The sequence below is a fragment of the Bacillus cereus group sp. BfR-BA-01310 genome (assembly GCF_022664325.1).
In the GTDB taxonomy this organism is placed as follows: domain Bacteria; phylum Bacillota; class Bacilli; order Bacillales; family Bacillaceae_G; genus Bacillus_A; species Bacillus_A paramycoides.
Map to the genome: position 1 here is coordinate 37,795 of NZ_JAKUHD010000007.1, position 13,173 is coordinate 50,967.

Here is a 13,173-nt window from a genome sequence, read left to right on the forward strand (position 1 = left end):
AATTATGTACAGACTGTATGAACATCATCATATCTAGAGAACGTTGATATAACTATACCTTATTGATTATTCATCAACATAAAGCCTTCTAAACATCTCTTAGCATGCAACAAATAGAGCAAGTCATGTCACAAATCCTACAACTTCTCTTAATTCTTTATGTAAATAGTAGAATATATTGCTATTATCCAACATGATTTTTAATGTTATCCGGTGGTAGATAATACAAAATATTAAATTATACTGCATATACTTATATAGTTTCAAATAAAATTAATTTCTTTATTTTTGGTATTGCAAAAAGGAATATACTCTCTTAAAATGTTTCTTTATATTGTATGGGATATTATTTAATTTTTTCAGAATAATAATTTCAAACCGATAAAATTGATTATAAAAGGAGCAAGATCGAGTTATTATGGACAAACAAATTGGATTCATCGGATGCGGAAATATGGGGATGGCTATGATTGGCGGGATGATAAACAAAAATATAGTGTCTTCAGATAAAATAATTTGTTCAGATTTAAACGTTACTAATTTAAAGAAAGCTAGTGAAAAATATGGCATAACTATAACTACTGACAACAATGAGGTAGCTAAAAATGCTGACATCTTAGTTTTGTCAATCAAGCCAGACCTATATTTATCAGTCATTAACGAAATAAAAGAGCAAATAAAAAACGATGTAATAGTCGTAACTATCGCTGCAGGAAAAAGCATTATGAGTACTGAGAATGCTTTTGGTAGAAAGTTAAGGATTGTAAGAGTAATGCCTAATACACCAGCTCTTGTTGGCGAAGGAATGTCTGCATTATGTCCTAATGAAATGGTTAAAGAAAAAGATTTAGAAGATATACTAAACATTTTTAATAGTTTTGGCCAGACAGAGATAGTAAATGAAAAATTAATGGATGTTGTAACTTCTGTAAGTGGGTCTTCGCCAGCCTATGTATATATGTTTATAGAAGCCATGGCAGATGCTGCTGTACTGGATGGTATGCCAAGAAATCAAGCATATAAATTCGCAGCCCAGGCTGTATTAGGTTCTGCAAAAATGGTACTAGAGACAGGAATACACCCAGGTGCATTGAAAGATATGGTTTGTTCTCCAGGTGGAACGACAATAGAGGCTGTAGCAACATTAGAAGAAAAAGGCTTGAGAACAGCCATCATTTCAGCTATGAAACGTTGTACTCAAAAATCTGCTGAATTATCTAGTTTAACGGAAAACAATTAAGATAAAATTGCACAATTGTGTATACCTTGAAATAGTTGTAGACCATATTCACATTTGCTTTAGATAATCCCTTATTATCAGTAGTAAATAAAACGGACAAATTCATACTTACTTGAGATTGTCCGTTTCATTTTTTATTATTCTTAAATAATTTTACACCTTCCTAATTACATGTCTTTTTTTACCTCTAGTCTTCCCCACTTATTTCCCTCATAAGATTCTGCCTAAATACAAAAACCGATTCATTTCACACGAAAAAGAGTCGGTTTTCTAATTTTATGCTTTTGATTACATTGGGTAATGAAATGAAAAAACTGAGAGTTTATTACCTAAGAGCATTGGTTACAACTTCAGCAGCCTGCGCAATTAGTTCATTATTATAGGTAGCCTCTTTCTCATCTCTACTGGATAGAATTGCGATGATAATAGGTGCTCTATTCGGCGGCCAAACGATAGCAATGTCATTTCGTGTCCCATAACTTCCAGCTCCAGATTTATCTCCAACTTCCCAGTCGGTTGGTACACCAGCACGGATAAGTTTGTCTCCTGTAGCATTTCCTTTCATCCAATCTGTAAGAATTTTTCGTTTGTCAGCTGGAAGCGCATTTCCGACCGTAAAATCCTTAAGGTTGGTAGCAAGTGTTTTGGCTGTACTTGTATCACGAATGTCTCCTGGAGTAGCCTCGTTTAACTCTGTCTCAAAGCGTTCAGCCATTGTAACTCGATCACCGATCTGTCTAAGCGCTTTTTCATATCCTTTAGGTCCACCTATTTTATTAAACAAAAGGTTCCCTGCAGTATTATCACTGGAACGAACAGCAGCCTCTGCTATTTCCCCAAGTTTCATGCCTGTATCTACATGTTTCTCTGTAATGGGTGAATATTCCACTAAGTCTTCTTTCGTATAGGTGATGACTTCATTTAATTTATTAATTGAGTTTTGCTGTAGCAATACTCCTGCAGCTAGCGCCTTGTAGGTTGATGCATAGGCAAACCGCTCATTAGGTCGATAAGCAATTGTTCGATTTGTACCAGTATCAATAGCATACACGCCTAATCGAGCATCAAATTTTTTCTCAAGTTGAGAGAATTCTTTATAAGTCGCATGATTTTTATGTTTAACTTGTCCTGGCTTTTCTTTCGCTTCAACTTGCAATGACCCTCCTGTAAAAATTTCTAAGCTTGAAAGACCTAAGCCTAATATGCCAGCACAAATCCCTATTTTTAGCATCCTCTTGTTTTTCAAAAATATCATTCCTTTCAAATTTTTAATACTGAAAACAAATATTAAATTCAATACACTGTATCCCATTTGAACACCTGTTTTTATACGTACACATAATAGACACCCTAAGTAACAAGTTTGTTCCATTCATTCAAAAAACTTTTTAAATAGTAGCAGAGGTATTAACAACAATAAGAAATAGCAACTATGATAGCTGCTATTTCTCATTTCAAATCTAACTTTTTCTCTAACTTAGAAAGACTTTTATATAAACAGGGGCTCTCCCCTTAAGAAAAGTGCACAAATTTTACTGCTTTTGATTAGGGCTATCTGTACTAGTAGCTTCACCATGTATACGTTGCTTTTTTAAATCAAAGTATACATCTAAAACTTCCTTTCCAATTACAGAATTAATTCCACTTTTATCATTATGAAGCCATGGGACTACTACAGAAAATGCTACTTCTGGATTATCATATGGAGCATATCCAACTAATGTTAAGTTATAACATTCCATACGTTCACCTTTTGCATTTCTGCCAATTGGATCATCTCCACCATATACAGTTTGAGCTGTCCCCGTCTTTCCTGCTGGCTTGTATGGAGCATTTTTGAAATATTTCACGCCAGTTCCATCACCTTCTTGAAATACCCATCTAAAGCCCTCTTTTACTCGATCAACATGTTCTTTCTTCATATCAACTCGATTTAATACGACAGGCTCTATAGAGCGTAAAACTTTACCAATTTCCTCTTCTTTTATTGATTGCTCTCGTATTTCTTGTACAATTTTGGGTTGCATTCTATATCCACCGTTTGCAATAGTTGAAATATATTGTGCCAATTGCAACGGCGTATACGTATCATACTGACCGATAGAGAAATCTAGTAAAAACCCAGGCTGACTATCTACTTTTCTAGTTTGTCCAGTTATTTCATTCGGTAAATCAATACCTGTTGGGACACCTAAACCGAATTGTTTAAAATAATAGCGCATTTTATCAAATGCTTCTTGTTTAATATCCAATGAACCATTTGGTACGTAATTAACCCCCGCAATTTTTAATGCTGTCTGGAACATATATACATTCGAAGATACTTGTAAAGCTCGTAAATCGTTAATATTACCAAATCCGGATACATTCCATGATTTCTTAGCTTGTGTACCTTTAAATTTCATCGGTGCGTCATAAAATTGATCTCCTGGCTGTATTGCCCCTGTCTCGTATCCAGTTAATAAAGTAGCGCCTTTTACAGCTGATCCTAGTTCATACGAAGTTGTCATGTTACCTAATGCCAGATCCTCAATCTCTACTTTCCCTTCTTTTTCTACAATCTTTTTGCCTGCCATAGATAAAATCTGCCCATTATTTGGATTCATCATGACGACAAAAGCTCGGTCCATCAATGGCTCTGAACTCTTAAAAGCTCTCAAATTTTTCTCTATACTTTCTTCCACTTTCTTTTGTAATTCCATATCAATCGTTAATGTTAAACTATTACCACTTTTTCCTTTAGAGATTATTTCTGTGTTTATAATGTTTCCTGATTTATCAGTAATGTTTTTCACTTCTTCTTTTGTACCGTGTAATACATCTTCATATCGTTGTTCAATATAACTTTTTCCTACACGATCATTACGGTTATATCCACGTACCAAATAAGAATCTAAGTTTTCTTTCGGTAATCCTTCTTCACTGCTTGTAATATTACCTAACACAGAACGAAATAAATTACCATTTACATAATTACGTTCCCAATCAACCGTTGCATCTACTCCCGGGAACTCCGCAAGCCTTTCACTTATCCGCGCATACTCTTCATCTGTTACATCTTTTTTAATAATTTGTGGTGTCAGTTGATAACCCGAACTCATTTTACTTTTAATAGCTAACACCTTTAAATCTTGTGCTGTTAATTCTGCCAATTCTACTTCTGTAACGCGACTTCGTCTTAAGTCTTCAATTTTTTTATCTAACTCTTTTCCCTCTATTCCCTTTTCTTTAAACTTTTCTATATCTTTTTTAGTAATCTTTGTCTCCGCACGTTTCGTATTCAACTGCATCCAGAAATCTTTTTTATCGATATCGGTTAATTTATTTATATCTTGTTCGGGCATTTCAAGTACTTTCGCCAAGTCTTTTGCTGTTTTTAAAATATCTTCACTCGTAATCCCCTTCACCCTTGTATACGTAATTGTGCGAAGAGATTTATTATTAACGACTGTTTTCCCTTCTCGATCTAGAATTTGTCCACGTGGAACTGGTATACTAGTTGTTTCATTTTGACTGTTTTCCACTTGGTTCTTATAAGCCTCTCCCTCAACGATTTGTACTTTTCCTAGCTGCATAATAATAGCTGAGAAGAGTACAAATATGCAAAGGAACATTATATTTAATCGAATAGATATATATGTCTTCTGCTTCTTTTCTTTTTGTTTTTTCATAAATCCTCCATATAATTCTTCCGGAACTCTTCACTAATACTTAGTAAATAAATATACTAAATACGTTCCCTATATATTAGAAACCACCATTCAGTTATAAATAGTGTCTTATCTTTTTTTCTAAATCCTTGTAAGCGTCAATTCCTTTTCGTTTAGCCGCGTAATTGATAAATCTCCTTTCCTGTTTTTCTCTCTATTTTTTTGTCGCTTGCATTAGAAATGCTAAACTGTATAATGACTCATGTTAAACTTACACATAGACTTGCTAGTAACTTTTCATACTGATTGTTCCTTTCTTCATGCTGTAATACTTAATAGACAACCTAAATAATAAAGTTGTTCCACATTTACAAAAAAAATAATTAACTATAAGATGAAATAAGCTAAAAAAGGGAGGGTTTTATGTTACATACAAAAATAAAAAGATGGAGATCTTTAGCGGTTCTTTCTATTGTAGGTTTGATTTTAATAATTTTATTAAAAATCAATTTCATTTCAATTACTATCGCTACTTCTTCAGCTGAAAGAGGAAAAATTCTTGATCAAAATGGTGTAATACTAGCTACAAATAAGAAAGTTAAATCTCTATATTGCACTTCTAATGATGAAAAGCTATCGAATCAAGATACAGCAAATACATTAGCTTTTTTCAATCAATTTTCAAGCGAGTTTCAACATGACATTTCTGCAGAGGACATAAAATCGCAATTACAACAATCTTGTAAAAAGCAGACTATGAATGATATACCGTTATACTCTGACATAAATGAGAATGAACTTGCATTCATAAACAAGAACAAACCCAATAATGTAATAATCAATGATGAATTGATTCGATATTATCCCAAACACGAAATTGGTTCACAGGTAATTGGGTATGTAGAAAATGACCTTAATTCTAAGTATGGACCTGTTGGGAAAAGTGGCGTTGAGCTTCAATATGAAAATGATTTAAAAGGAAAACCAGGAAAAACTCTGATTTTTAAAATGAATAATAAAAAGTTCTTATGGAACATTCAAAAAGTACAAAAAGGAAAAGATGTCCAGCTGGCTTTAGACTCTAAGTTGCAGCAAAAAACAGAAGAAGCATTAAGATCTCAAATTAAGAAAATACCTGATGCTAATGCTGGCTATGTTGTAGTAACCGATGTAAAAACTGGCGCAATTTTAACTATGGCCAACTCGGCAGTTTTTGATCCAAATACATTACATACACATGTATCATCTAAAAAAGAAAACATCAAATCACTTTCGCAAAATAAAGCAATTCAAAAATTAAAGTATGGTGAATCTTATGTAAATATGGCCTCTACTATAAAGCCACTTACTATTTTAATTGGATTAAACGAAAAGCTTTTTCAACCTGAAGATACTTATTTAGATAAAGGTAGCTTTCAGTATGATAATCAAAATAACATTACGAATGCACCTGGAACGCCAACAGGTGAGATTACACCGAGTCAGGCTATCATTAATTCATCTAATACATTTATGACAGCAAAAGTAGCTCTACCCTTATTCAACCAAAATAATGGGAATATAAAAAAGGTGGCAAATATATGGACAAATTATTTAATGCAATTCGGCCTTCGTTCTAAAACTGGGATTGATTTACCCTTTGAAGAAGACGGACAATATCAACTTCATCCATCTAGTAAGTTTGAAAATGGAATCTCTGCTTTATTAAATGCCTCTTGGGGAGGAAATGAAATACACACCCCTCTTCAACTTGCTCAATATGCAGCAACTTTAGCAAGTAAAGGTGATAAATATAAACCTCAAATCGTAAGTGCTATTATTGATCATGACGGTAATGATTCAAAAAAGTTTAAACCAATCTTAGAAAGTTCTAATCGATATCCGATGAAATTTTGGAGTGTCGTGCAAAGTGGGATGAGTCAAAATATAGAGGAAATTAAAAGGCTGCCCTTTGACGTCGCAGGTAAAACAGGCATAACAGGTTCTCCAAATGAACAAGAAAGAGTGATTAATCATTCTCTTTTCATTGCATATGCTCCTGCAAAAGATCCTCAAATCGCAATTTCTGTCGTTATTCCAGGTGGTAAGACAGAAAAAAATAGTGCAGCTCTCGTTACATCAGAAATCTTAAAGTCCTGGAATTCTCTTCAAAAAGAGGATAAAGATAAAGAGGAAGGTTCATTAAAGTGAACCTTCCTCTTTTACCATATAGAATCTATATTCGTTATTTTCCATTTACCTTCATCGCTCTTCTCGAACATGAAAGAATATTTAATATCAGTTAAAACATATTCTTTTTGTACATATCCAGTATGACCGTTAATTGTCGATATTTTTATATATCCATCATTCTGCACTTTTCCTGGAATCCAAGCTTTTACCATTTCATTAGATACTTCATATAAAACTTGTGATTCTCGTTTTGGTTCAGCTAAAATTTTTGTTTTATTTCCAGTAACAGTTGCATATATAAAATGTTCTTGCTTTGATTGATTACTTTCTGTCAATCCACTTGGCACTTTGTACACTTTCTTTGTATCATTTACAAATTCTCCCCCCATTGTAAGAGCGACTTGCAACTCATGAAAAATATCCTCATCAAACTTCAATTCATCCTTCTTATAAATCTTCCCTTTAAATAGAACTTCATCATTTAACGCTCTATACAGGTCATTTTCATTTTTTAAATTTACACTTCGATATATATCATTCATAAATTGTTTTAATGATGGATCCTGAGCAGACTCATCTTTTGTTTTAGGCTTAATTTGAGTACTACTTTGTACCGGTGATTTATTATCATTAAGCCAAGGTTGTTGAATAATAAAAAATAACATTGTACAAGCCAAAACAACTACAATAGGTAATGCTTTTTTACGAAATGGTCTCTTGTGTGTTACAGAATCTACTTCACTATTTTGGTATATCGATTGCTTTATTTTATAAATAAATTCTTCTTCATCTTTACGATCCTCCATTGGTCCATTTTTTAATTTGCTATACCAGTCAGGATTTTTTTTACTGTTCATCACTTCTACCCTCCCCTATTAATTTTGAAACCTTACTTCTCGCTCGGCTTAATCTAGATTTTACAGTTCCAATTGACACTCCTAATGTTTCAGCCATTTCTTCATAAGATAATTCATATCTTGCGTCCAATATTAGTATTTCACGGTGTTTTTTAGGTAGTTTTAATACAACCTCCCACACATCATTCATTTCCTCTTGCTTAAAAAATTCTTGTTCCGCCGACAAAGATTGCTTATCGTCACTAAAAAATCCTATTAAAGATATCCTTTTAAAATAGGAGGATTTCAAATAGTTTATTGCAGTATTTCTTGTAATTTTTAATATCCACGTTTTTATAGATGATTCTTTTCGAAATGAATGCCAATGTTTAAAAACCTTTATAAATACATCTTGCGTGATGTCATCTGATAAGTGTGGATCTTTCGTAATAATAAAGGAATAATTCCATACATCTTGCCAATAGTCTTTTATAACATAGTCAAGCTCATCATGATTACATTTTTCAATAAACTTCTGCTCCATTTCCACACCTCAAACTTATTTGAATAAACATAAAACTGCCCTCACTTTTATTATGGTTTCAATATATAGACATGATGCAAGTTTCATTTGTTCCATTAATTATCTTTTTTCGATAGAAAACTCTTTCTTAAAAAATGTAAAGATGGGAGATATAATGAAAAAAACCAGGATAAATTCTTAAAATCACCCTGGTTTTTCTGTATTAAATATGTTTTCATTATTTTTTTATAATAGAGACTGGATCTAATACATCTACTTGACTCCCCATAGTTTTAGTGAGTTTTTTCCATTCCGTTTCTGCTTGTACAGCCTTAACATCATCTTCGTTGTATGGTCTATCTTCACCATACGATTTATTAAAATGAAGAATCTCCATTGATGTTTCATTTACAGGAATTTGATTGAATGTAGCTTTGTCTACAATTACAATCAGTTCCTCATAATTTGAATTACGATAGTGACCAAACCAAGTATCGCTAGCATACTGCACATCTATTTTCTTTTCATTAATTGTTAATTCCTTAATTTTTTTATTTTTCTTACTAGCTAGTAATACAGCTTTACCTTTTGGAACTGAAGGTACTGACTTAATTGGGTCTGAACTCCATACTTCATTATCATTATCTGATTCTCTCAACACACCTATCTCAACCATTTTCTCCGCAGTTTTTTGATCCATCATTAATACTTGTCTGCCACCACTTTCTGCTTTTTTCACTTTATATAAAGCGTTGGTCTTAATTTCACTTTTATGTTGATTTACTATTTCTTTTAATGATTGCTCTTCCCCAATCAATAAAGCGGCATTCCTTGGTTCTTCTTTCTTTCCAAAAGAACAAGCTCCTAACATAGAAATAGATACAATTCCTGCCATACACACTTTCATTACTTTTTTCATTTCTTTTTCTCCTCTTTGCTTGTTTTATCAATACGCTATATGATTTTTTTATATAACCGTTGTAAATAACGCCAACGGACAGTGAAAAAGTACACACTTTGAATGGATATAAAGGCTAGTATAATTAAAATGGATATCTTTAAAACAGAGAAGTCAATTAGCTGTTGCAAGGCTATAAAAGCGACACCACTATGAATAATCGCTATAATTAAAGGCAAGAAGAACATTAACATAAGCTGACGCGTTACGATTTTCTTTAGCTCTCTTCTACTTAGACCGACCTTCGCAATCATTTCATATTGTTGTTGTTCCCTTTCTAAATCTGCATATAGTCGGAAATATAATAGGCTGGCTGCAAACGTAAAGAATACGATACCTACTAATACACTGACGATAAGTAAAATACCATTCTTTTGTTTCGAAGAAATCCATTCAGAATACAATGCTTCAAAATAATGATGTGCTTCCACCAAATTATTATTACCCATTGTTGCTTCTAATTTTTTGGTAACCGCTCTTGATTTTTCCCAATTTTCCACCACAAATCCATATTGACTTTTCATTACGTAAGAATCATCTTCCGTCTTTCTGTTAGGGATTTTTTCGTACAAAGAATCCGAAACAACAATAATAGCTCCAATTGTATTTGGGAGAACTATATAAGGGACTGCCTTTTTGACCCGAAGGGACATCTCCATATTTCCCTGTACTACATCTATTTTCTCAGGAATATCTTTTCCTCTTGCATACTTTTCTTTTTGCGAAACGATTGATGGTACTATGATCGCTTCTTGATCATTATCAATCTTTTCCATTTCATACCCGAAAATTTTTGCAAACTTATTATACTCTGATACTTTGATTAGCACTAAATTATTTTCCGTAAATTTAGGATTCGTAACCCCTACCTGATAAGAGAAATTTGAGCGAGTGAGTTGTTTTTTTATTTCTAAAATGTGCTCTTCTTCTTGTGGATTCTCTCCTAACGAGGTATAGGTAAATGCAAATGGGTTGGTCATTTCAGTTAATCCCTTATTTCCCATTGCTAGGCATGTACCAATCCCTGTGAAGGCCACAGCGGAAACGGTCGCTAGCATAAAGAACATAGTTGCATTATCCTTCATACGATAGGCCAATTCAGATATAGTAAGAAGGTTTGTTTTATTAAAAAACACTTTGTCTTTTTTCTTTAAGGCGCGTATTACATACACGCTCAACTGAGAAAATAGAAAATACGTCCCTATCACTACAAGGACTACCCCTCCAAGTAAGTAAGGCATAATGAAGTTTCTTTCTAGTACGAAATAGAATACACATCCATACCCTAATCCAATGAAGATTACGGAAAGGAATGCTAATCCTTTTGAGGCCTTTGGCTCTGGTTTTGGCTTTTCTTCTGATTGCATCAGTTCAATCAACTTGTTTCCTTTTACCATCTTAGAAGTAAACAACGAAATGACTAGGAACAGAATCAAAAATGCGCCAGTTGTCATAAAGACAGCTTTTATAGGAACGTAAAAAGGAAGCCCCTTATCAATCGCTAATATATTTTCACTTGCTAATAAATTGAGCTTTGCAAATATCAAACCAATTAAGATACCAAATGTAATAGATGCGATTCCAATTAACATATTTTCTAAAAAAATTAATTTATTTAACTGCGACGGTGACATACCATGCATGATTAAAATTCCAAATTCTTTTTTTCTGGTTTTTAAAAAAGAACTTACCGAATATAAAAGAAAGAAGAATGAAAATACAAAAATGAGATATTGGGATATTCGCATCCCCATTGTTCCTAAAAGACTCATTGTTTTACTCGTAGAGACTAGTTCTCCTTGTAAATCAGCATGAAAAAGTAAGAGTGAATATGTGAAAAAAACCATAACTGAAAATGAGCTACTTAGAAAGTGCGCAGCATAAGTCCGCTTATTTCGAATAATATTATTAAAAGCGAATCTTTGAAAAGTCATGCTTACGACCTCCTAGTAATGCAAGTACATCTATAATTTTTTGATAAAACATTTGTTGGTTTTCTCCGTTATAAATTTCGTTATACAATTTTCCGTCTTTAATAAATACAACGCGATCACAATAACTTGCAGCTACTGGATCGTGCGTAACAAGCATCATTGTTGCATCTTGTTCTTTATTTAATCGTTTTAATAATTCCATTACATCATTAGCCGCTTTTGAATCTAAGTTTCCCGTCGGCTCATCTGCAAGTAGTAATTTTGGTTTATGAATCAGAGCACGTGCAATGGCTGTTCTTTGTGCTTGTCCGCCCGATATTTCATATGTTCTTTTATTTAATATATCTTGAATGCCTAATTTTTCTGCAATACCTTCTACACGCTGATTCATATCCTCAACATTTGTGCCATCTAACGTCAGAGGAAGAACAATATTTTCTTTTACAGTTAATGTTGTAAGAAGATTGAATGCTTGAAACACAAAACCTAATGCACGTCTTCGAAATAATGCCAGTTCATTTTGAGATAATTGATATGGATTTTCTCCATTAATCAATATTTCTCCTGATGTGGGAGAATCAATAGTAGAAACCATGTTCAACAAAGTAGTTTTCCCACTTCCTGATGGTCCCATTATTCCTACAAACTCCCCTTTTTTTACACTCAAATTAATGTCGGAGAGTGCTTCATAAGATACCTTTCCTGTATAGATTTTACTCAGTTCACAAACTTTTAATATTTCCATATCATTTTGCTCCTTATTATCTTTTGATAACCTAAGTTTATCTAAGGTTCCCTTCTTCTCATATCGATTAACCTTTCATGTATCTAACAGGTCTGTAAGGTTTCTGAAAAGTCAAAACAAATGACTTTCTAACGATTTGCATAAGGGAAAATGATACGGATTGTTGTTCCTTTTCCTACTTCCGAATTTATTTCAATATTATGTTCCAATCTTTTTATAATATTTTTCACAAGATATAATCCCATCCCAGTAGATTCCTTAAATTTCCGACCGTTTATTCCCGTATAAAATGGGCGGAACACTCTCGGAAGGTCTTCTTTTGGAATTCCCACACCATGATCTTGTATTTCAAGGATTACAGAGCGCTCTTTTTCTAATGTAGTAATAGTAACGTTTTTTCTACTTCCTGCTGAATACTTAATGGCATTGGATATAACTTGATGAATAACAAACCGAAGCCACTTTCTATCGGTTTCTACCATAATAGTTTGTTTTACTTTTACTTCTGGATATACATAGCTACGGATAAACAGTCGTTTATTTTCACGGATTACTTCTTGAACGATTTCCTGTAACAAAACTCTTTCCACATAAAAATCTTGTTCAAACGTTTGTAATCGCGCCATATATAAGACCATTTCTAATCCATACTGCATTTGATCTACTTCTTCTACAATACTTTCAAAAACCTCCCCATTCTCTTCTTGTGTGATCAGTTCAATAACTGATAAAGGCGTTTTCATCTGATGCACCCATTGATTAATAAATGTAAGGTGTTCTTTTTGTTTATACTCCCAAGTCTTTAACTGTTGATGATATTGACTATATTGTGTTTTCAATACTCGCTGAAGTGCAACTGATAATGGAGTAGAATCCAGTTCTTCTAAGGATTCCTCTAATGTTTCTGAAGGAGTGGATAATTTTTTATAAAATCTACGATGGCTATAATAGCGATAAACTAAATACCCAATTAAAAAGCATCCTCCTAAAAACACACTATATAATGCAGTAGATAAGTGATTATATCCATCCAGCCAATAAACAGTTAAAACGACAAATAGCTGAATAATTGAGAAACAGATGAAAGGGATATGTTCACGTAAAAATAAATTCAT

At 33.1% G+C, this 13,173-nt stretch carries 10 protein-coding genes; 2 read left to right on the top strand and 8 right to left on the bottom strand.

All coding sequences use genetic code 11. The annotated features are described in order from the left end of the window. Positions 1-418: 418 nt before the first annotated feature. A complete protein-coding gene (gene proC / locus MR109_RS15875; protein WP_098308453.1) occupies positions 419-1,240 on the top strand; it encodes a pyrroline-5-carboxylate reductase in 822 nt (273 codons plus the stop codon). A gap of 325 nt (positions 1,241-1,565) precedes the next feature. Here the strand turns inward: proC and bla are convergent, their stop codons facing one another. Both bla and MR109_RS15885 read right to left on the bottom strand, forming a co-directional pair. Continuing rightward, positions 1,566-2,495, bottom strand: a complete 930-nt coding sequence (gene bla, locus MR109_RS15880) for a class A beta-lactamase Bla1 (RefSeq protein WP_374202576.1) — start codon at positions 2,493-2,495, stop codon at positions 1,566-1,568. 277 nt (positions 2,496-2,772) lie between these two features. Further along, a complete protein-coding gene (locus tag MR109_RS15885) occupies positions 2,773-4,911 on the bottom strand; it encodes a peptidoglycan D,D-transpeptidase FtsI family protein (protein ID WP_242272933.1) in 2,139 nt (712 codons plus the stop codon). Between the two features lie 402 nt (positions 4,912-5,313). Here MR109_RS15885 and MR109_RS15890 point away from each other — a divergent pair, with 402 nt between their 5' ends. Next, positions 5,314-7,080, top strand: a complete 1,767-nt coding sequence (locus tag MR109_RS15890) for a peptidoglycan D,D-transpeptidase FtsI family protein (RefSeq protein WP_242272935.1) — start codon at positions 5,314-5,316, stop codon at positions 7,078-7,080. Between the two features lie 11 nt (positions 7,081-7,091). On the opposite strand, the gene MR109_RS15895 is transcribed toward MR109_RS15890, so the two are convergent. The 6 genes from MR109_RS15895 to MR109_RS15920 all read right to left on the bottom strand — a co-directional run bounded on the left by MR109_RS15895 (position 7,092) and on the right by MR109_RS15920 (position 13,173). Then, positions 7,092-7,919, bottom strand: coding sequence for an SH3 domain-containing protein (locus MR109_RS15895; RefSeq protein WP_242272937.1), 828 nt, complete (start codon positions 7,917-7,919; stop codon positions 7,092-7,094). Further along, positions 7,909-8,442, bottom strand: coding sequence for an RNA polymerase sigma factor (locus MR109_RS15900; RefSeq protein ID WP_242272940.1), 534 nt, complete (start codon positions 8,440-8,442; stop codon positions 7,909-7,911). The genes MR109_RS15895 and MR109_RS15900 overlap by 11 nt, the downstream gene beginning before the upstream one ends. Before the next feature lie 217 nt (positions 8,443-8,659). Continuing rightward, positions 8,660-9,340, bottom strand: coding sequence for a lipoprotein BA_5634 family protein (locus tag MR109_RS15905; RefSeq protein ID WP_242272942.1), 681 nt, complete (start codon positions 9,338-9,340; stop codon positions 8,660-8,662). A gap of 35 nt (positions 9,341-9,375) precedes the next feature. Further along, the gene (locus tag MR109_RS15910) at positions 9,376-11,313 is read right to left on the bottom strand and encodes an FtsX-like permease family protein (protein WP_242272944.1); all 1,938 of its coding nucleotides are present in this window, start codon (positions 11,311-11,313) and stop codon (positions 9,376-9,378) included. Next, the gene (locus tag MR109_RS15915) at positions 11,288-12,058 is read right to left on the bottom strand and encodes an ABC transporter ATP-binding protein (protein ID WP_071719550.1); all 771 of its coding nucleotides are present in this window, start codon (positions 12,056-12,058) and stop codon (positions 11,288-11,290) included. Before MR109_RS15915 ends, MR109_RS15910 begins: the two co-directional genes overlap by 26 nt. 128 nt (positions 12,059-12,186) lie before the next feature. Beyond that, a complete protein-coding gene (locus MR109_RS15920) occupies positions 12,187-13,173 on the bottom strand; it encodes a sensor histidine kinase (protein ID WP_242272946.1) in 987 nt (328 codons plus the stop codon).

Excerpts from the sequence above, each read along its gene's own strand:
- MR109_RS15920 (WP_242272946.1), bottom strand. The coding sequence starts at position 13,173 with ATGAATTTATTTTTACGTGAACATATCCCTTTCATCTGTTTCTCAATT.
- MR109_RS15905 (WP_242272942.1), bottom strand. The coding sequence starts at position 9,340 with ATGAAAAAAGTAATGAAAGTGTGTATGGCAGGAATTGTATCTATTTCT.
- MR109_RS15900 (WP_242272940.1), bottom strand. The coding sequence starts at position 8,442 with ATGGAGCAGAAGTTTATTGAAAAATGTAATCATGATGAGCTTGACTAT.
- MR109_RS15915 (WP_071719550.1), bottom strand. The coding sequence starts at position 12,058 with ATGGAAATATTAAAAGTTTGTGAACTGAGTAAAATCTATACAGGAAAG.
- MR109_RS15910 (WP_242272944.1), bottom strand. The coding sequence starts at position 11,313 with ATGACTTTTCAAAGATTCGCTTTTAATAATATTATTCGAAATAAGCGG.
- MR109_RS15890 (WP_242272935.1), top strand. The coding sequence starts at position 5,314 with ATGTTACATACAAAAATAAAAAGATGGAGATCTTTAGCGGTTCTTTCT.
- bla (WP_374202576.1), bottom strand. The coding sequence starts at position 2,495 with ATGATATTTTTGAAAAACAAGAGGATGCTAAAAATAGGGATTTGTGCT.
- MR109_RS15895 (WP_242272937.1), bottom strand. The coding sequence starts at position 7,919 with ATGAACAGTAAAAAAAATCCTGACTGGTATAGCAAATTAAAAAATGGA.
- proC (WP_098308453.1), top strand. The coding sequence starts at position 419 with ATGGACAAACAAATTGGATTCATCGGATGCGGAAATATGGGGATGGCT.
- MR109_RS15885 (WP_242272933.1), bottom strand. The coding sequence starts at position 4,911 with ATGAAAAAACAAAAAGAAAAGAAGCAGAAGACATATATATCTATTCGA.